We start from the raw sequence: 19742 nt of genomic DNA on the forward strand, positions 1-19742 counted from the left end.
GGGTACGGCGACGCCAGAGGGAGGTCAGAGCGACGCCGCCGCGCTGTGCAGGTTCTTCGCGGCCAGGGCGAGGCCCTCCGCCCGGGAGTAGGCCGCGTCCTCGTGCTCGATGTTCACGGCCATGTCGGGGTCGACGTCGGCGAGGGCACGCAGGAAGTCGGTCCAGAACGGGACGTCGTTGCCGAGGCCGACGGCGACGAACTTCCAGGCCGGATTGTCGGGCCAGGCGTTGCACCAGAAGCCGTAGCCGGTGGGGACCCTGTCGTCGGCGTCGGCGGGCACGCGGGTGAACGACGTGTCCAGCACGCCCCGGATGTCGGCGCCGGGACAGAGGACAGCGTCCTTCGCGGCGGCGTGGAACACCAGCGGGCCCAGCCACTTGACGGACGCGATGACGTCCATGCCCTGCCACATCAGGTGGGACGGGTCCATCTCCGCGCCGACGTTGGTCAGACCGCCCTCGTCGACGAGGCGCTTGAGCGTGACGGGGGAGAAGACCACGTTGTGCGGGTGCATCTCGATGGCGACCCGGACGTCGTGCTCCCGGGCGAGGGCGTCGATCTCCTTCCAGAACTCGACGGCCACGCCCCACTGGTAGTCCAGGACGTCCATGTACACGCCGTCCCACGGGTTCACGACCCAGGAGGGGTACTTGGCGTCCGGGTCGGAGCCCGGGGTGCCGGACATGGTGACGACATGCTTGACGCCGAGCAGGCCCGCGAGGCGGATCGTGCGGCGCAGGTCGTCGGCGTGCTTCGGGCCCACCCCGGGAAGCGGGTTGAGCGGGTTGCCGTTGCAGTTGAGGCCGGTCAGTTCCATGCCGCGGTCGGCGAAGGTCGCCAGGTACTCCTCGCGTGCCTCGGCCGAGGACAGCAGCAGGTCGACCGGGCAGTGCGGGGAGGGGATGAAGCCGCCGGTGTTGACCTCGACCGAGGTCAGCCCGTTGTCCTTGAGGATGTCGAGGGCCTCGGTGAGGGTGCGGTCGTGCAGACAGGCGGTGTAGGCGCCGAGCTTGAGAGCCATGAGTCGTATTCCTTCCGTGCGGGGGGTCAGGCGACGGGCGGGACCGCGACGGCGGCGCCGTCGTTGCGGGAGGACTCGACGACGGCCTGGATGATCTCCATCGTGCGCAGCGCGTCGGCGAACGTGGCGCAGGCCGGCAGCGGCTCGGCGACGCCCGCGACCTGGTCGAGGAACGCCCGTGCCTGGTAGGTGAAGTTGTCGCCGTTGGCGGCGCCCACACCCGGCGCCTCCATCGGGACACCGCCCGCGAAGTACGGCATCTGCGGTCCGGCGATGATCTGCCGGGCGCCCCGCGTACGGGCATCCGGCTGAGCGTCGTCGAAGAGGTACTCGGCGGGCCGGTGCTGGTCGAACGCGGCCCGGCCGCCGACGCCCAGGACGTCGAAGGCGAGCCCGTTGGGCAGGCCGAAGCCGGTGCGCGTCACCGAGAAGGTGCCGACCAGCCCGGACTCGAAGCGGGCGGTGAACGTGGCGGTGTCCTCGTTCTCCACCTCGCCGAACTCGTCCGAGACGGGAACCGAGTTGTGGCCGACCACCGCGCCCAGCGGCAGCGGCCGCTTGGTGATCTGTGTCGACAGCGCGGCACCGGACACCGAGGCGATGGGCCCGGCGACGTACTCGGCGGCGTCGATGACGTGCGAGCCGACGTCACCAAGCGCCCCCGAACCGGGGCCGCCCTTGAACCGCCAGCTCAGCGGCCCGTTCGGGTCGGTGGCGTAGTCGCACCAGTAGCGCCCGCTGAACAGGGTCAGGTCACCCAGCTCACCGCCACGCACATGCTCACGGATCGCGGCGATTCCGGGAGCGCGGCGGAAGGTGTAGCCGACGGCGGTGACGACCTCGGCGGTGCGCTCCAACTCGGCCATCGCACGGGCGTCCTCCATCGACCCGGCCAGCGGCTTCTCGCACAGCACATGCTTGCCGGCGGCGACCAGCGCCTCGGCGATCGTGCGGTGCAGAGCGTTGCCCACGACGATGCTGACGGCGTCGATCGTCGGGTCCTCGACGACGGCCTCCCAGCTCGGGAGCGCCTTCTCGAACCCGTAACGGCGAGCCGCGTCCTGCCCGAGCGCGACGTTGGCATCGGCGACGGCGGCCAGCCGGACCGGCGGAAGACCGGCCCCGAACACGGTGTTGACGTTGCGGTATCCGGCGGCGTGACTGCGGCCGGCCATGCCGGCTCCGATCACCGCGACGGAGAGGGGGCGGTTGGAACTGGTCATCGGGATGCCTTTCCTTTGCGGCAAAGGATTCAGAGGAGGATTCAGAGGAGGATTTGGAGCGCTTTAAAAATGAGGTGACGGGCGGACGGCCCGCGCGGCGACGGCCCGGTGCTCACCGCGCCCGTCAGGACCTCAGGACGGCCACGCGGCCAGATACTCGACGATCTTCTCGCGCATGAGGACGGACGACTCCTGCGCCCGCTCCTCCCAGGCGAACACGCACGCCGTGAGCGTGCCGTCGAAGCCGAGCGCCTGCAGTTCGCGGAAGAGCTCGTCGAAGTCGACCTCGCCCTCACCCATGTCGAGGTGCTGGTGGACGCGGGCCGGGGTGCCGGGCGGGTTGAGGATGTACCGGTTGCCGGAGGACGCGGTGTGGTCGAAGGCGTCGGCGAGGTGGACGTGGGTGAGCAGGTCACCCGCGTGCTTGATGATGCCGGGGGCGTCGTTGCCGATGTGGAAGGTGTGCGGGGCGCAGTAGAGGAAGCTGACGCCCGGGTGGTTGATGCCCCGGATCAGGTTGACCGCGTCGTGGCCGTTCTCGACGAAGTCGTCCGGGTGCGGCTCCAGGGCGAGACGGATGCCCTCGCGCTCGAACAGTGGCAGCAACTCGTCCATCGACTTCCAGAACTGCGCCTCGCTGCGGTCGGGTTCCTCAGGGCGGCCGTTGAACTCCGAGACGATGCTGTCCACCCCGAGATCCGCGGCGATCTGGATCGAGCGCTTCCAGTACCGTACGGCGGCCTGCCGGGCGTCTTCGTCCGGGCCGGACCAGCGGAACAGCGGGAGCAGGGAGGAGATGCCGACGCCCGCCGAGTCCAGCGCCTTGCGGAACCTGCGCACGGTGGCGTCGTCGACGCGCGGGTGGCGGAAGAAGGGGATGAAGTCCTCCCTGGGGGAGAGCTCGATCCACTCATAGCCCAATTCGGCCACCACGGGCGGGAGTTCGAGCAGCGGCACACTGCGGATCATGTAAGGGTCGAGTGCGATCCTCATGTCGTCACCGGGTGCCCTTCGAGGCGAACGCGCTGATGGTGTCGACGTTGGACTTGTCGACGAACGCCGGACCCGTCAGGATCGGCGCCTCACCGCCACCGCTGTAGTTGCCGTTGTTCTTGTAGAGCCACAGGGAGTCGACCGCCAGGTAGCCCTGCAGGTAGGGCTGCTGGTCGACGGCGAACTCGATCGAGCCGTCCTCGATGGCCGAGATCAGCTCCTTGTTGAGGTCGAAGGTGGCGATCTTCGCCTCGCTGCCCGTCTCGTCGACCGACTGCGCGGCGGTCAGCGCGATCGGGGCGGCGAGCGTGACCACCTGGTCGATGGAGGAGTCCTGCTTGAGCTTGGCGGTGATCGTCGACTTCACGGACGGCATGTCGGCGCCGTTGACGTACAGCTTGGTGGTCTTGCCCTTGAAGCCCTTCTCCACACCGGCACAGCGCTGCTCAAGGTTGACTGCGCCCTGGACCTGGACCACGCACAGGGCGTGCCGGGTGCCGGTGGTGTTGAGCTTGGTGCCCAGCGCCTCGCCGGAGACGGACTCGTCCTGACCGAAGAAGGACAGCAGGCCCTGCTTCTTCCAGTCGGACATGCCGGCGTTGAAGCCGATGACCGGGATGCCGGCCTTGACGGCCTTGGCGACGACGTCCTTCAGGGCGTCGGGCTTGGCGAGGGTGACGGCGATGCCGTCGACCTTCTGGTCGATCGCGTTCTGGACCAGGTTGGCCTGGTCGGCGGCGGTCTCGTCGTTCGAGTAGATCAACTGGACGTTGTCCTTGGCGGCGGCGGTCTCGGCGCCCTTGCGGATGGTGTCCCAGAAGGTGTCGCCGGAGGGCGCGTGGGTGACCATCGCGATCGTCATGCGGGGCGTGGTGGCCTTGCCGGCGGCGGCGCCGCCGCCGGCGTCCTCGGCCTTCTTGCCGCCTGAGCTGCTGGAACAGCCGGCGAGGACCAGTGCGGTCGCGGCGGCCACGGCGGGGGCGAGTCTGCGGGAGCGGGGGAGGGGTGTGCGGTTCATGCGGATTGCACCTCACTGTGCGAGGGGGGCGTGGACCGACCGGGAGGCGGGAGTCGTCGGCTTTGTCGGAACAACCGAACCTTTTAAAGCGCTTTAAGTGCTGGTACTATCAGTCCGGTTTCACGGGCGTGTCAAGGGTGTTGCGCCAACGGATTGCCGGGGAGGTTCACGTGGCCGATGTCGATTCCGGGCGTCGGCGCGGTGGCGCCGGCAAGCGCCCCCGGCTGGAGGACGTGGCGGCCCGCGTGGGCCTGTCCACCGCGTCCGTGTCCCTCGTGCTGCGCGGCGTGCCCGGCCCCAGCGAGCGCACCCGGCAGCGGGTGCTCAAGGCGGCCGCCGAGATCGGTTACCAGGTGGACCGGACCGCCAGCACCCTGGCCAGCCGCCGCAGCCGGCTGCTCGGTGTCATGGTCAACGTGCACAGCCCCTTCCACGCCGAACTCGTCGAGCATCTGCACACGGCCGCCGAGGAGGTCGGCTACGACCTCGTCCTGAGCACCCTGACCCGCACCCGCGACGAGCACACCGCCGTCGAGACGCTGCTCGCCTTCCGCAGCGAGGCCCTGATCCTGCTCGGCCCGACCGCCCCCGCCGACACGCTCGCCGCACTCGACGGCAAGGCCCCCGTCATCGTCGTCGGCCGCCGGATCGCCGACGGGGAGCTGGACGTCGTGCGCAGCGCGGACGACGAAGGGGTCGGCCAGATCGTCGACCACATGGTGGGCCTCGGCCACCGCGCCATCGCCTACGTCGACGGCGGCAAGGGCGTGATCGCCACGGACCGGCGCCGCGGGTACCGCACGGTCATGCGCCGGCACGGCCTGGACGCGCACATCAGGGTCCTGCGCGGGGACAACACCGAGGAGGCCGGCGAACGAGCCGCCCGCCAGCTCCTCGACTCCGGCGACCTGCCCACCGCCGTCGTCGCCTACAACGACCAGTGCGCCATCGGTGTTCTCACCGCCCTCCAGCGCGCCGGAGTGGCCGTGCCCGGCCAGGTGTCCGTGGCCGGCTACGACGACGACACGCTGTCCCGCCTGAGCTGCTTCAACCTGACCACGGTCAGCCAGGAGGCGCGGGAACAGGCCCGGTACGCGGTCGCCGCGGCGGTGGAGCGCCTGGACCAGGACCGCGCCGAGCCCCGCGAGGTGGTCCTCACCCCGCAGCTCGTCGTACGCGGCACCATCGCCGAGCCGTGCGAGGGCTGATCCAGGACCCGGGGGTGCCCGCGTGAAAGCCGACGGGGCGACGTCGTGCTCGGCTCATCCCAGCGGCGGTCCGAACGCGATGCCCAGGTGCCGCAGGAGACCTTCACGCTGCTCGGCCGTGGCCAGGACCATGTAGTCGTCGTCGAAGTGCGGGCCTTCCTGCTCGACGCAGCGGAAGTCCCTGGGGTCGCCGTCGGGGCTGAGCGCTTCGACGGCCTCCTGTGCCGCTCCCATGTCGAGGTAGTCGTTCGACTCCTGCTCGACGCCGAAGGAGAGCGGCTTGCCGTTGCAGGTGAAGTGCATCGTGCCCAGGCCGCAGTCCTCGTCTTCGGGGCGGGCCTTCTCGAAGCGGTAGCCGGAGACGGTGACCTTTCCGCCGGTGAGGGCCGCGGCCTCGTTCAGGAGCCACTCGTAGTGCTCGTCGGCGAAGTCGACGTCCTCGGAGTGGATGGCCACGGCCACGCCGAACGATTCGAGGGCGTCGGCGACTTCGTGGCGTCTCCTGATCGGCTCTCTCGCGTAGGAGGCGGCCTCCTCCAGGACCCTGTGGGCCTTGTCCTGAGTGATCATTCCGAGGTCGGTGAGGACTTCGGCTATCCGTACATACGTAGTCACCTGGGTTGTCGCCACACGGTCATCCTGCCAGTTCTCATCGTTGCAGCGGCTTGTGCGCGGTCTCCGGAAGACGCAGATACACCAGTGAGGAGCCCAGGCACAGGACGGCGACGTACCAGGGGAACAGGTCCGCGTGGCCCAGCTCCTTGAACAGCGTGCCGACGTACGGCGCCGTACCGCCGAACACCGCGACCGTCAGCGAGTAGGGGAACCCGATGCCTGCCGCACGTACCCGCGGCGGGAACAGCTCGGCGTTGACGGCCGCGCTGATCGAGGTGAACCCGGTCAGCAGCACCATGCCCGCGCACTGAACGAACAGCAGCGTCACGAACGAGTCGTGCAGAGTGTGCAGCAGCGGGACGGTGAGGAGGGTGAAGCCGAGGCCGAAGAAGAGCAGGAGGGGGCGGCGGCCGAAGCGGTCGGAGAGGAGACCGCCGATGGGCTGGAGCAGACCGAAGAAGGCCAGTGAGATGGTGCCCGCGAGCAGCGCGTCCGACTTCTCGATGCCCGCGTTGAGTTCGGCGTACGTCGGCAGGTACGACGTCCAGGTGTAGTACGCGATCGTGCCGCCCGCGGTGATGCCGCAGATCAGCAGGGACTGGCGGGGATGGCGACGCAGCGCCTCCAACAGGCCCGGGCGCGGGGCCTGTTGCTGCTCGGCGCTCCTGGTCTCCTCGGCGCCCCGCCGGATCCAGAAGCCGACCAGGCTGAGCACGGCACCGAGGACGAAGGGCACCCGCCAGCCCCAGCCGTTCATCTGCCCGTCGCTCAAGGTGTCCACCAGCAGCGTCGCGATACCGGACGCCACGAGCTGTCCGGCGGTCGTCGACACGTACTGGAAGCTGGAGAACAGCCCGCGCCGGCCCGGCCCCGCCGACTCCACCAGGAACGTCGTGGACGCCGCGAACTCGCCGCCCACCGAAAGTCCTTGGAGGAGGCGGGCCACCACCAGGATCACCGGGGCGAGGACGCCCACCGTCTCGTAGGTCGGGGTCAGGCCGACCAGCAGGCTGCTGCCGCCCATCAGCAGGATGGTGACCGTCAGGGCGGAGCGCCGGCCGCGGCGGTCCGCGATGGCGCCCATCAGCAGCCCGCCCACCGGCCGCATGAAGAAGCCCACCGCGAAGACCGCGAACGTCGAGAGCAGCGGCACCAGGGAGTTGTCCGCGCTCTTCGGGAAGACCTCGGCCGCGATATAGGTGGCGAGGAAGGTGTAGGCGTACCAGTCGTACCACTCCACGGCGTTGCCGACCGAGGCGGCGAGGAGCTGGCGTACGGGCCGTGAGGTCGGCGGGGAATCCGTGCGCGTCGTCTCTGTCATGATCGCGACCATCCCCGCACCCGAGTCACGGCACACCTCCCGTACCGACGACTTTCACACGAGCGCCACCGGACCCTTCCCTGACGTTTGGTGCTCCTGGAACACTCCTTCCGCGCGGCTTCCGTCACCAGTCGGCCGGTCAAACCACCCTAGATGGGAAGAGGTCCCCCACTCATGCCCGAAGTCAATCGCCGCAGATTCCTTCAACTCGCGGGCACGACCACGGCGTTCACGGCTCTGTCCAGCAGCATCCAGCGGGCCGCCGCCATCCCGGCGAACCGCCGCACGGGGTCCATCGAGGATGTCGAGCACATCGTCGTCCTGATGCAGGAGAACCGTTCCTTCGACCACTACTTCGGCAAGCTGCGCGGCGTCCGCGGCTTCGGCGACCCGCGCCCGGTGCAGCACGACGACGGCAGGACGATCTGGCACCAGTCGAACGGCGGCAAGGACGTCCTGCCGTTCCACCCGGACGCCGACGACCTGGGTATGCAGTTCCTGGAGGGCCTCCCGCACGGCTGGACCGACGGCCAGCAGGCCTACAACGGCGGCAAGTACGACCAGTGGATCCCCGCCAAGGGCACCACGACCATGGCGTACCTGACCCGTGAGGACATCCCGTTCCACTACGCCCTCGCCGACGCGTTCACCGTCTGCGACGCCTACCACTGCTCCTTCATCGGCTCCACCGACCCGAACCGCTACTACATGTGGACGGGCTACACCGGGAACGACGGCACCGGCGGCGGCCCGGTCCTCGGCAACGACGAGCTCGGCTACGACTGGACGACCTACCCCGAGCGCCTTGAGCAGGCGGGCGTCTCCTGGAAGATCTACCAGGACATCGGCGACGGCCTGGACGCGGCCGGCTCCTGGGGCTGGATCCAGGACGCCTACCGCGGCAACTACGGCGACAACTCGCTGCTGTACTTCAACAAGTACCGCAACGCCAAGCCCGGCGACCCCTGGTACGACAAGGCCCGCACGGGCACCGACGCCAAGAGCGGCGAAGGCTACTTCGACCGGCTGAAGGCCGACGTCAAGGCCGGCAAGCTGCCGCGGATCTCCTGGATCGCCGCCCCCGAGGCCTTCTCCGAACACTCCAACTGGCCGTCCAACTACGGCGCCTGGTACATCGCCCAGGTCCTGGACGCCCTCACCGCCGACCCGGAGGTCTGGTCGAAGACGGCCCTGTTCATCACCTACGACGAGAACGACGGCTTCTTCGACCACGTGGTGCCGCCGCTGCCACCGAAGGACGCCTCCCGGGGCAGGTCCACGGTCGACGTCTCGCTCGACCTCTACAAGGGCGACAGCAGCCGCCCGGCCGGCCCCTACGGCCTCGGCCCGCGGGTGCCGATGCTGGTCGTCTCACCGTGGAGCAAGGGTGGTTACGTCTGCTCCGAGACGCTCGACCACACCTCGATCCTGCGCTTCATGGAACGCCGCTTCGGGGTGAAGGAGACCAACATCTCCCCCTGGCGCCGGGCCATCTGCGGCGACCTGACCTCGGCCTTCGACTTCTCCCGCACGGACAGTCGCCCCGCAGCGCTGCCGGGGACGGACGAGTACGAGCCGCCGGACCGCGAGCGGCACCCCGACTACAGGCCGACCCCGCCGGCCGACCCCGACATGCCCCGCCAGGAGCGCGGCCTGCGCCCGACCCGGCCGCTCAAGTACACCCCGCACGTGGACGGCTCCGTCGACGCCGCGGCCGGAAGGTTCACGCTGGCCTTCGCCTCCGGCGCCAAGGCCGGTGCCGCCTTCCACGTCACCTCCGGCAACCGCACCGACGGCCCCTGGACGTACACCACCGAGGCCGGCAAGAGCATCGCGGACACCTGGAACTCGGCCTACTCGAACGGCTCGTACGATCTGACCGTGCACGGCCCCGGCGGCTTCGTGCGCTGGTTCAAGGGCTCGAACAAGACGGCCGGTCCCGAGGTCACCGCGCGGCACACCGGGGACGACGTCGAGCTGACCCTCACCAACAAGGGAACGGCGACCGTCCGCCTGCGGATCGCCAACGGGTACGGCGGCCGCGCCAGGACGGTGACCGTGCGGCCCGGCGCCACGGTGTGCCGGACGGTCGACCTCGCGGGGAGCCGGCGCTGGTACGACCTGACCGTCACCGCCGACACCGACCCGGCGTTCCTGCGGCGGTTCGCCGGGCATGTAGAGAACGGGCGGCCGGGCGTGAGCGACCCGGCGATCATCACGGACTAGCCCGGTTCGGAGCCGCTGCCACAAGGGCGGTCACAGCGGTGTGAGGTGCCTCGGCTCCGGTTGCCGGGGCACCAACGCCGGTTCCTGCGCGGGTGCGACGACGGGGGTGCCGCGTCGGATTGTTCGTCGGGTGCGGCTGTGCCGTGGTTGGTCGCGCAGTTCCCCGCGCCCCTTGTCCGGCGCTGCCGTGCGGGCAGTCTGCTGAGCCTTCACGGCGTCCGGTTCGGGAGCCGCCCGGCTGAGCAGCACCACGCCCCAGGACGCCAAACCCGCCCCGGCCAGCGCGAGGAGCACCCCCTCCGCGCCGCCCTGCAGCCGCTCGCCGAGCAGGACGAGCCCGATCACCGCGGCCGCCATCGGGTTGGCCAGTGTCACCATCGCCAGCGGTGCGCCGAGGCCGCCCTGGTAGGCGGTCTGCGACAGCAGCAGCCCGCTCGCCGCGAGGGCCGCGACCAGCAGCGCCACTCCGATCACCTGCGGGCTGAGCAGCGGGGCGGAGTGGTCCGTCATGGCCACGGTCACGGTCTGTGTGAGCGCCGAGCCCACCCCGGAGGCGAAACCGGACGCGGTCGCGTGCCGCAGCCCCGGCCGGGCGCCCGGCCGTGACAGCATGCCGATCAGCGCCACCGTCACGGCAGCGACCGCCACCGCCTCGGACGTGCTCAGCACCTCCTCGGGCGCGGGCCCGGACGCCGTCACGAGGATCGCCGCCAGTCCGCCGAGCGTCAGCGCAGTACCGCGCCACTCGACCGAGCTGACCCGCCGGCCGGCGATCCGCGCGCCCAGCGGCACCGCGGCCACCAGGGTGAGCGCGCCGAGCGGCTGCACCACCGTCAGCGGACCGTACTTCAGGGCCACGACGTGCAGCAGGGCGCCGGAACCGTTGAGGAGGACGGCCCCCCACCAGGCGCCGGACCGCAGCAGCCGGACCAGGCTCGATCCCGGGGCGCGGGAGGCCAGCCGCTCCTGGGCCACGGCCGCGGCGGCGTAGGCGACCGCGGAGAACAGGGACAGGGCGACGGCGATCAGGGTGGCGTTCATCGGCCCGCTCCCACGAGTACGGATTCCTCGTCCCGGGCCGCGGGCACGAGCTTGTCGGCGCCGCGTCCGGCCGTCGTCGCCGTGCGCCGCGGCGGGTGAATCACCGCGAGCGCGATGCCGAGCATGGCCGTCGCCACGATCGCGTCGAGCCAGTAGTGGTTGGCCGTGCCCACGATGACCAGCAGGGTCAGCAGGGGGTGCAGCAGCCACAGCAGGCGCCAGCGGGAGCGGGTCGCCACGATCAGGCCGATCGCCACCATCAGGGCCCAGCCGAAGTGCAGCGACGGCATCGCCGCGAACTGGTTGGAGAGGTGGTCGGTCCGGGGCGGGCCGTACACGGAGGGGCCGTAGACCCGGCCGGTGTCGATCAGGCCGGTCGCGGCGAGCATGCGCGGCGGGGCCAGCGGGAACGTCAGATGGACCACCAGGGCGGCGGCGGTGACAGCGGCGAGGACGCGGCGGGCCCAGACGTAGTGGGCGGGGCGGCGCAGGTACGTCCAGACCAGGAAGGCCGCGGTGGCCGGGAAGTGCACGGTCGCGTAGTAGGTGTTCGCGAGGTGTATGAGCGTGTCGCCGTGCAGCAGAAGGTGCTGCACCGCACCCTCGCCGGGCAGATGGACGGTTCGTTCCAGGTTCCACACGCGGTTCGCGTTGCGGAACGCCTCGGCGGTGTGGCCCGTGGCCAGCTGCCGGCCGAACTTGTAGACGAGGAAGAGCCCTGCGACGAGCAGGAGCTCCCGGACGAGCGGAGGCCGCGCTATCGCGTCGGTCTCCGTCCGATCAGCCTCGGTGCGGCCATTCATTGCCCCCGGCCCTTTCGCCGAACGGTGGGTGGTGCTGGGTGGTACCCGGCGACTCATCGATACGGCGACGTACCGAAACGTCGATGTACCGAAACGCCACTGTACCGATACGCCACTGTACCGATACGACGGCGTTCCGGTACAGTGGCGTATCGATAGACGTACGACACACTGGACACGGCACACGGAAGTGAGGGGAAGGGCCGATGACGTCGCAGGCCGCCGAGGGACCGGAGACGGTCGTCGCCTCGCGCCGCTCCAAGATCACGCCTGAACGTGAGCAGGAGTTCTTCGACGCCGTGCTCGAACAGATCCGCGCGTGCGGTTATGACGCCGTCACCATGGAGGGCGTCGCCAGCAGCACCCGGTGCAGCAAGTCCACGCTGTACCGGCAGTGGAAGACCAAGCCCCAGTTCGTGGCGGCGGCCCTGCGCGCCAGCCGGCTGAGCCGCTTCGAGGGCATCGACACCGGCACGCTCGCCGGTGACCTGCGCGAGGCGGCACGGGCCGCGGGGGCCTGGTCCGGCAAGGACACCCGGCTGTTCCAGGCGCTGGGACACGCCGTGATGGAGGACCCGGAACTCAAGTGCGCGCTGCGCGAGGCGCTCATCGACCCCGAGATCGACGCGCTGCGGCAGATCCTGCTGCGCGGGGTCGAGCGCGGGGAGGTCGCGGCCGGCCATCCCGCCCTGGAGTACGTCCCCGCCCAGATCTTCGGCGTGCTGCGGGCCCGGCCCGTGCTGGAGGGCGAGGACGCCGACCCCGACTATCTCGTCCGGTTCGTGGAGGCCGCCGTGCTGCCCGCGCTGGGCCTCACCTGAGACTCAGGACGCCGTCCACGGGATGACTGGACGGTGACCTGATCCGCGCCGCACCGTGGGGACGGGGGCGGCGCGCACCCCCCGGCCGGGTGGGGTTCCTCTTGAGCGGAGGGGCGCCCCACCCGGCCGCATGACGTCCGGTTGTTTCCGGTCGGAGTGCGTCAGACGTCCTGGCCGTTGCCGCCGCCGGTGGACACCTTGATGCCCTTGGCGATCTCGTCCAGCACCGCCTGGCCCTGGTCGACGTCGACGCCGACGCGGACCACGACGATCTGCCGCTCGCTCGCGGGCGAGGGGAAGGCCAGCGACTCGACGTAGCCGTCGGCGCCCTTGCTCGTAATCGCCTTCCAGCGGACCAGGTAGCCCTTCTGCCCGGCCACGGTCACCGCCTTGGAGGCCAGCACGTCGTGCGAGGTGATCTCGCCGTACCCCTTGCCATAGGACTCCTCGGCGTTCGCCGCGATGTCCGCCTTCGCGACCTCCTCGGCCGTGTCGCCCTTGGTGCCGAGCGCGAGCGCGGGCGCCGAGTACGCGCCGCCCTTCATACAGGTCTGCGAGGTGTCGGAGGGGCACTTGTACGTCTCGTCCGACCCGACGTGGGCGCCCCAGTTGATGACCTGGCCGTACCAGCCGTCCGGGATGGGCAGACTGATCCCGCTCACGGCGTCGGTCACCGACCCGCTGTCCACCTTCGGCGCCTCGGACTGGTCGGGCGAGGGCGACGCCCCACCGGAACCGCCGTCCCCGCCGCCGTTGCCACCGCCCCCGGATCCGCCGTTCCCGCCGAAGGGCCCGCCCTGCCCGCCTCCGGGCCCGCCCTGCTGGGAGTTGACGCTGCCGCCCGAGCCGTCGTCGGCGGTCAGCGCGTACACGCCGACGCCGATGCTCGCGAGGACGACCGCGGCGACTCCCACGGCTATGCCCGTGCGCAGCCCGCGCCGACCGCCCGACTGCAACTGGCCGGGATACCCCGGATGCACCGGATACGCCCCGCCGGCCGCCAACTGCTCCGGAGGACCCCATACGTCCGCCGACCCCACGGGCCGGACCTGATCCGTCCATGCCTTGCCGTCCCACCAGCGCTCGGTGGGCGGACCGTCACTTTTCTGCCCCGGGTCGGGGTACCAGCCGGGAGGAGTCACCTGCGTCATGCGCCCACCGTATGAGGTGTCGGTGAAAGTCGGATGAGAGGAACCGGCCCCGGAACCACCGGATCCGGCTCCGGAAGGCCCGCCGCCTCACTCCAGGACCAGCCGTACCGGTCGATTCTCCGCAGGTGGGGGAAGCCGCAGCCCGTTCCGGCCGGGTGTGACCGAGCCGAGTACGCGTGCGTGCCGGGCGCCCGTGGCCGCGGGGACGCCGCCGGGCAGGGCGTGGGCGGTCAGGAAGCCCAGTACGGCGAAGGCGTACGCCTCCTTCGCGGCCGCCGGGAGCCCCAGCTCGTCGGAGGTGCGCAGGGACACCCCGGGCAGGCGCTGTGCGAGCATCGTCATCAGGACCGGGTTGCGGGTCCCGCCGCCCGAGGCGATCACCTCCGTCGCGCCCGCCGCGCGCACCGCTTCGGCGACCGTCCGCGCCGTGAGCATGGTCAGCGTGGCGACGACGTCCTCGGCGGGCAGGGTGCCGAATCCGGCCAGCGCGTCCCGCAGATGGCCCAGGTGGAAGAGTTCCTTGCCGGTCGTCTTGGGCGCGGGCAGCGCGTAGTACGGCTCCTCCAGCAGTCGCAGCAGCAGCGGTTCGTGGACGCCGCCGCGACCGGCCAGCGCCCCGTCCACGTCGTACGCCAGCCGTCCGCCACTGAACCCCCGCGCCGCCGCGTCGATCAGGGCGCAGCCCGGGCCGGTGTCGAAGGCGGTGCCGTCGGGTGCGGTGAGGTTGGCGATCCCGCCGATGTTGAGGGCGACGGGTGTGCCCGGCCGGCCGCGCAGCCACAGCAGGTCGACCAGGCTGACCAGCGGGGCGCCCTGTCCGCCGGCGGCGATGTCCCGGGGCCGGAAGTCCGCGACCACGGGCAGCCCCGTCGCCTCGGCGATCCACGCCGGCTGCCCGAGCTGAAGGGTGCCGTACACCTTCCCGTCCTCGGCCCAGTGGTAGACCGTCTGCCCGTGCGAGGCGACCAACGCCGCCCGCCCCTCGCACAGTTCACGGTCCGCGCGCACGGCGGCCGCCGCGAAGGCCTGCCCGATCCGCGTGTCGAGCCGGCACACCTGCGCCATCGAGGTCGTCCCCGGTGGCAGCGCCGCTGCGAGCGCCTCCCGCAGCACCTCGTCGTACGCCTCGCTCACCAGCCCCAGCGGCCTGAGTACCAGGCTGTCGCCGACGAGGCTCAGATCGGCGGCCGCGGCGTCGATGGCGTCGTACGACGTGCCCGACATCAGGCCGATCACCCGCATGCGCTCACTCCGCCTTTCCCGCCGCTTCCGTCGCCTCGTCGACCGCGGCCGTCGGCTTCCGCACCGACGCCCTCGATACGGTGGCGAGCGCCAGGACGCTCACCGCGCAGGTCGCGGCCGCGTAGTACGCGGGGATGTCCACGTTCCCGGTCCGTTCGATCGTCTCCGTGATGATGAGCCCGGCACACCCCGAGAACACCGCATTGGACAGGGCGTAGGCGAGCCCCAGCCCCGTGTAGCGCACGTTCGTCGGGAACAGCTCCGCGAGCATCGCCGGACCCGGCCCGGCCATCAGCCCCACCACCGCGCCCGCACCCCACACGGCCACACCCTTCACGGTGAGGGAAACGCCCGGGTCCTGGAGAAGGTTGAGCAGCGGCACGGCGAGGACCACCACCAGGGCCGCCCCCGCCAGCATCACCGGCCGCCGCCCGACCCGGTCGCTGAGCCACCCCGCGGGCACGATCGTCATCGCGAAACCGAGGTTGGCCAGCACCGTGGCGATGAGCGCCTGCTGGAAGCTCGCGTCCAGCGTGGACTGGAGATACGACGGCAGCACGACCAGGAAGGTGTACCCGGCCGCCGCCCACCCCATGATCCGCCCGGCGCCCAGTGCGATCGCCCCGGCGACCTCACGCCCGCGCGGCGGCTGTGCCTCCCGCTCCTCCCGGAACGCCGGCGTCTCGTCAAGACGCAGCCGCAGCCACAGGGCACCCAGCCCCAGCGGCAACGTCAGCAGGAACGGCAACCGCCAGCCCCAGTCGCCCAGTTGCCGCTCGGTCAGCACCGTGGCCAGCAGCGCCGCCGCCCCCGCACCGCCCAGCAGTCCCAGCGCCACCGTGAACGACTGCCACGACCCGTACAGCCCGCGCCGCCCGGGTGGCGCGAACTCGGTCATCACCGACACCGCGCCCCCGAACTCCCCGCCCGCCGACAGCCCTTGCAGCACCCTCAGGAACGTCAGCAGCCACGGGGCGAGGGCGCCGACCGTGTCGTACGTGGGCAGCGCGCCGATCAGCGTCGTCGCCCCGGTCATCAGCGCGATCACCAGGATCAGCACCGGACGCCGGCCGATCCGGTCGCCGAGCCGGCCGAAGACGGCCGCGCCGACCGGCCGGAAGAAGAACGCCAGCGCGAACGACGCGTACGTCTTCACCAGTGCCTCGACCTCGCTGCCGCCCTCCGGTGTGAAGAACCGCGCCGCGATGATCGTCGCGAAGTAGCCGTAGACACCGAACTCGTACCACTCGATGAAGTTGCCCACCGATCCCGCGACCAGTGCCCTGCGGGAGTGGACCCTGCCACGGTCGGGGAAAGTCGACGTCATGCACGCGCCTCCTGAATCACGAATTCCGGTCGAGAGGCCGGTTTTTGACTGTTGGTAAGTTCCGGCCGTGCAGGTCGCGGGCCCTGCGCGTCGCCCGCGCGCGCCGGTTGTCACCCGTCACGGCAACAGGTGCCCGGACCCGCCTCCACTTAGGCAATCGGACGGCTACGCTCGAGCTCTGTACGTCGTTCGGGCGACTTGGGGAGGTAGCGGGATGACGGAGGTACGGCCCACACAGGCCGCCTCGGCCTCCCTGTGGGAGCGCGACGAGGAAGTCGCCGCCGTCGAGCGGGCCCTCGACGCCCTGTGTGCGGACAAGTCCTCGTCAGGCAGCCTTCTGGTGCTCCGCGGCGAGGCGGGACTCGGCAAGACCGCGCTGCTGGCCGAAACCCGCCGTATCGCCGAGGCCCGCGGCTGCACGGTGTGGTCCGCCCGGGGCAGCGAGACCCTGAGCTCTGTCCCCTTCAACGTCGTACGGCAGCTGCTCCAGCCCGCCCTGCTGTCGCTGATGCCGGAGGAGGCCCGCGAGTACCTCGGCGACTGGTACGACATCGCCGGACCCGCCCTCGGCATAACGGGACCCGGAGAGCGCCAGGCCGACCCGCAGGGCGTGTGCGACGGACTGGTGGCCGCCGTACGCCGACTGGCCCGGCGCGACTGGCCGCTGGTGCTGCTGATCGACGACGCCCACTGGGCCGACCAGGAGACCCTGCGCTGGCTCGCCGCCTTCGCCGAACGCCTCGGTGAGCAGAGCGTCCTGGTCGTCGTCGCCCGCCGCCCCGGCGAGGTCGGCGGCGACAGCGCCCGCCACCTCGACGCGGTCGCCGCCGCGGGCAGCTCCGTCGCCACCCTGAGCGCCCTCACCCCGGACGCGACCGCCGGCCTCACCCGCGCCACCCTGGGCGCCCACGCCGACGCCCCGTTCTGCCGCGAGGTCTGGGCCGTGACCGGCGGCAACCCGTACGAGACCGTCGAGCTCCTCGCCAAGGTCCAGGACAGCGAGTTCGAGCCCACCGAATCAGCGGCCGCCGAGCTGCGCGCCCTGAACCGCTCGGCCCGCGGCGGCGGCCTGGTCGCCCGCCTGGAGACGCTCGGGATCGAGGCCACCCGGTTCGCCTGGGCCGCCGCGATCCTCGGCACCGGTATCTCCGTCGACCTGGTGGCCGAGCTCGCCACCATGAGCGTGGACGACGCCGTGCGCTGCGCCGACCTGCTGCGCGCCGCGCGCATACTCACCGAGCCCGACCCGGCGGGTGCCCAACCGGACGACGGCGACCTGGAGTTCGTCCATCCACTGATCGCCAGCGCCGTCTACAACTCCATCCCCGACGCCCTGCGCACCGCGATGCACGGGATCGCCGCCCGTGTCGTCACCGACAACGGCCGCGGCGCCGCGGTCGCCGCCCGCCACCTGCTGGAGGTGCACCCGGACAGCGACGAGGAACTCGTCGAGCAACTGCGCGAGGCCGCCCGCGAACACCTCGCCGTCGGCGCCCCCGACGCCGCCCGCCGCTGCCTGGAGCGTGCCCTCGTGGAGCCGCCCCCGCCCGAGGCCCACGCGCGCGTGCTCCACGAACTGGGCTGCGCCACCCTCCTCACCGCGCCCGCCACCACCATCGACCACCTCCAGAGCGCCCTCGCCATGCCCGGCCTCGACGGCGACGAACGCGTCGACGCCGTCTACCGCCTCTCCCAGGCCCTGCTCCACAACGACCAGCTGGAGGAGGCCGTCCGCACCGTCGAGGCGGAGGCCGCCCGGCACGAGGCCGGCCCCGCAAGGCTGCGGCTCCAGGCCGTGCAGTTCATGTGGGAGGGCCTCCACGCGGGCGAGGCCACTTCCCCGGGACGCTCCACCCGCCTAGCCGAACTCGCCGCCACCTGCTCCGGCCGCGACAACTCCGAACGCGCCCTGCTCATACTGCGCGGCTTCGACGCGATGGCCCGCGGCGAGAACGCCGAGGAGGTCGTCGAACTCTGCGACCGCGCCCTCGTCAACGGCCGCCTCGCCCCCGGACTCGGCTGGACCGACCCGGAGTGGGGCCTGGAGCTGCCGATGATGCTGGCCAGCTCCTACGCCTACACCGACCGGCTCGACCGGGCCGAGACCCTCTACAACGAGGCCCTGCGCGCGTACGAGTCCGCCGGCTGGAGCGGCGGCCACCTCTCCCTGGCCCACGCCTACGTCGGTCTCGGCCACCGCAGGCGCGGCCGGCTCCGCGAGGCCGAGGCGGCCCTGCGCAGGTCACTGGCGCTCGCCGAGCGCGTCGGCCGCCGGCTGCCCCTGCACTGGTCCGCGACCTGCAACCTCGTCGACACGCTGCTCGCCCGCGGGCACGTCGACGAGGCCTGGGAGATCGCCGAGCAGTACGGCTTCGCGCCGCCCTATCCGTCCACCATCGTCCTGCCCGACCCGCGCTCGGTCCGCGGCCGCCTGCTCCTCGCCGCCGGCCGCACGAAGGACGGCGTCAACGAACTGGAGGCGGCGGAGAAGGCGGCCGACGCCCGCGGCCACCACAACCCGGTGCTGGTCCCCTGGGCCGTCGACCTGGCCCGCGCCCTGGCGGGCGAGGACCCGGCACGCGCCGCCCGCCTCGCCACCGATGTCCGCCGGCACGCCGAGCGGCTCGGCACCGACACCGCGATCGGCGAGGCCCTGCGCTGTGCCGCCGCCCTGGAGACCGGCCAGCGCGCGGTCCGCCTCGCCGAGCAGGCCGTCACCTACCTGGAGGCCTCGCCCTGCCAGTACGAGCACGCGGCGGCCCGTGTCGAGTACGGCATCGCCGCCCGCTCGGCCGCGGAGCTCCGGCGCGGGCTGACGCTGGCCCGCTCGTGCGGCGCGGACGGGCTCGTCACGCAGGCGGAGACGGCGTTGCTGTCGGGCGTCGTGTGAGCTTCGGATGTGGTGTGAGAGGGGTCAGAGGCTCAGCAACTGCTCGGTGACCGCGGCCAGCCGCTTGCGCACCTCGGGGTCGTACGTCCCTTCGTGCGCCCGGGACGGGCTCGTGCCGTCGAAGTAGCCGCCCGTGCCCAGCTCCCGGGTGGCGAGGGCCAGGACGCCCGGTGCGCCGTCGGCGACCGTGTGCCGGGGTGTGAAGCCGCCCTCGCGGACCATCGCCGTGTCCATGTGGGTCGCCGGGTGCAGCACGTTCACCGAGACCCCGGTGCCGTCCAGTTCCGCGGCGAGGACGAACGTATGCGCCGCGAGGGCGAACTTGCTGCGGCAGTACGCCGAGAGTCCGTCGTAGCCGCGGGTCAGCTCGGGGTCGTCGAGGTCCAGGGGCTCCTGGCCGGCCGAGCCGACGTTCACGATCCGCGCGGGCGCGTTGGCGCGCAGCACCGGGAGCAGGGCGCGGGTCAGTACGACCGGCGCCAAGTAGTTGACCGCGAGGCGCAGTTCGTGCCCGTCGGCGCTGAGCTCCCGCTCGGACGGGTGGGGTCCGGCGCCCACCGCCGCGTTGTTGATCAGTACGTCGAGTTCCGGGTACGCCTCGGCGACATGGGCGGCCAGCTCCCGCACCTGCCCCAGCGAGGCCAGATCGGCGACGAACCCCTCGGCCTCGCCCTCGGCCCGCAGCTCCTCGACGAGCCGCTCGGTGCGGCCCGCGTCCCGACCGTGAGCCAGGACGCGGTGCCCCGAGCGGACCAGCTCGAAGGCGACGTAGCGCCCGAGCCCGGAGGTGGCGCCGGTGAGCAGAATCGTGGACATGCCTCCACCGTAGGCACGGCGTGC

General features: G+C 71.6%; 16 protein-coding genes. 4 read left to right on the forward strand and 12 right to left on the reverse strand.

Annotated elements, in window-relative coordinates; all coding sequences use genetic code 11:
• Window positions 1–24 precede the first annotated feature (24 nt).
• The 4 genes from ACZ4UU_RS18390 to ACZ4UU_RS18405 all read right to left on the reverse strand — a co-directional run bounded on the left by ACZ4UU_RS18390 (window position 25) and on the right by ACZ4UU_RS18405 (window position 4257).
• On the reverse strand, window positions 25–1023 hold the full coding sequence (locus ACZ4UU_RS18390) for a sugar phosphate isomerase/epimerase family protein (protein ID WP_468040948.1): 999 nt from the start codon (window positions 1021–1023) through the stop codon (window positions 25–27).
• 26 nt (window positions 1024–1049) lie between these two features.
• Window positions 1050–2246: a Gfo/Idh/MocA family protein gene (locus tag ACZ4UU_RS18395; protein ID WP_468040950.1), complete on the reverse strand. Its 1197-nt coding sequence runs from the start codon at window positions 2244–2246 to the stop codon at window positions 1050–1052.
• A 132-nt stretch (window positions 2247–2378) separates the two neighbouring features.
• Window positions 2379–3239, reverse strand: a complete 861-nt coding sequence (locus ACZ4UU_RS18400; RefSeq protein WP_468040951.1) for a sugar phosphate isomerase/epimerase family protein — start codon at window positions 3237–3239, stop codon at window positions 2379–2381.
• A gap of 4 nt (window positions 3240–3243) precedes the next feature.
• Window positions 3244–4257, reverse strand: coding sequence for a sugar ABC transporter substrate-binding protein (locus ACZ4UU_RS18405; RefSeq protein WP_468040953.1), 1014 nt, complete (start codon window positions 4255–4257; stop codon window positions 3244–3246).
• 170 nt (window positions 4258–4427) lie between these two features.
• Here ACZ4UU_RS18405 and ACZ4UU_RS18410 point away from each other — a divergent pair, with 170 nt between their 5' ends.
• On the forward strand, window positions 4428–5465 hold the full coding sequence (locus ACZ4UU_RS18410) for a LacI family DNA-binding transcriptional regulator (RefSeq protein ID WP_468040954.1): 1038 nt from the start codon (window positions 4428–4430) through the stop codon (window positions 5463–5465).
• A 54-nt stretch (window positions 5466–5519) separates the two neighbouring features.
• On the opposite strand, the gene ACZ4UU_RS18415 is transcribed toward ACZ4UU_RS18410, so the two are convergent.
• Window positions 5520–6095 (reverse strand): hypothetical protein, encoded by a 576-nt coding sequence (locus tag ACZ4UU_RS18415; protein ID WP_468040955.1) that lies wholly within the window; start codon window positions 6093–6095, stop codon window positions 5520–5522.
• Between the two features lie 19 nt (window positions 6096–6114).
• Window positions 6115–7413 carry an MFS transporter gene (locus ACZ4UU_RS18420; protein ID WP_468040957.1) on the reverse strand — a complete coding sequence of 433 codons (1299 nt, stop codon included), beginning with the start codon at window positions 7411–7413 and terminating at the stop codon, window positions 6115–6117.
• 162 nt (window positions 7414–7575) lie between these two features.
• Here ACZ4UU_RS18420 and ACZ4UU_RS18425 point away from each other — a divergent pair, with 162 nt between their 5' ends.
• Window positions 7576–9627: a phosphocholine-specific phospholipase C gene (locus ACZ4UU_RS18425; RefSeq protein ID WP_468040958.1), complete on the forward strand. Its 2052-nt coding sequence runs from the start codon at window positions 7576–7578 to the stop codon at window positions 9625–9627.
• 30 nt (window positions 9628–9657) lie between these two features.
• Here ACZ4UU_RS18425 and ACZ4UU_RS18430 read toward each other — a convergent pair whose 3' ends face one another.
• Both ACZ4UU_RS18430 and ACZ4UU_RS18435 read right to left on the reverse strand, forming a co-directional pair.
• Window positions 9658–10668 (reverse strand): DMT family transporter, encoded by a 1011-nt coding sequence (locus ACZ4UU_RS18430; RefSeq protein ID WP_468040960.1) that lies wholly within the window; start codon window positions 10666–10668, stop codon window positions 9658–9660.
• The gene (locus tag ACZ4UU_RS18435) at window positions 10665–11471 is read right to left on the reverse strand and encodes a phosphatase PAP2 family protein (RefSeq protein WP_468040961.1); all 807 of its coding nucleotides are present in this window, start codon (window positions 11469–11471) and stop codon (window positions 10665–10667) included. Before ACZ4UU_RS18435 ends, ACZ4UU_RS18430 begins: the two co-directional genes overlap by 4 nt.
• A 206-nt stretch (window positions 11472–11677) precedes the next feature.
• Here ACZ4UU_RS18435 and ACZ4UU_RS18440 point away from each other — a divergent pair, with 206 nt between their 5' ends.
• On the forward strand, window positions 11678–12292 hold the full coding sequence (locus ACZ4UU_RS18440) for a TetR/AcrR family transcriptional regulator (protein ID WP_468040963.1): 615 nt from the start codon (window positions 11678–11680) through the stop codon (window positions 12290–12292).
• Window positions 12293–12453: 161 nt separating this feature from the next.
• Here the strand turns inward: ACZ4UU_RS18440 and ACZ4UU_RS18445 are convergent, their stop codons facing one another.
• From ACZ4UU_RS18445 to ACZ4UU_RS18455, 3 genes are all read right to left on the reverse strand, one after another.
• A complete protein-coding gene (locus tag ACZ4UU_RS18445) occupies window positions 12454–13443 on the reverse strand; it encodes a DUF2510 domain-containing protein (protein ID WP_468040964.1) in 990 nt (329 codons plus the stop codon).
• 87 nt (window positions 13444–13530) lie between these two features.
• Entirely contained in the window at window positions 13531–14685 is a 1155-nt protein-coding gene (locus ACZ4UU_RS18450) for an anhydro-N-acetylmuramic acid kinase (RefSeq protein ID WP_468040966.1), read from the reverse strand.
• A gap of 4 nt (window positions 14686–14689) precedes the next feature.
• Window positions 14690–16012: an MFS transporter gene (locus ACZ4UU_RS18455; RefSeq protein WP_468040967.1), complete on the reverse strand. Its 1323-nt coding sequence runs from the start codon at window positions 16010–16012 to the stop codon at window positions 14690–14692.
• A 214-nt stretch (window positions 16013–16226) separates the two neighbouring features.
• Between ACZ4UU_RS18455 and ACZ4UU_RS18460 the strand changes: the two genes are divergently transcribed.
• Window positions 16227–18902 (forward strand): ATP-binding protein, encoded by a 2676-nt coding sequence (locus tag ACZ4UU_RS18460; RefSeq protein ID WP_468040968.1) that lies wholly within the window; start codon window positions 16227–16229, stop codon window positions 18900–18902.
• 24 nt (window positions 18903–18926) lie between these two features.
• Here ACZ4UU_RS18460 and ACZ4UU_RS18465 read toward each other — a convergent pair whose 3' ends face one another.
• Window positions 18927–19718 (reverse strand): SDR family NAD(P)-dependent oxidoreductase, encoded by a 792-nt coding sequence (locus tag ACZ4UU_RS18465; protein WP_468040970.1) that lies wholly within the window; start codon window positions 19716–19718, stop codon window positions 18927–18929.
• Window positions 19719–19742: the final 24 nt, after the last annotated feature.

It is taken from the genome of Streptomyces sp. NPDC028907, from assembly GCF_055564995.1.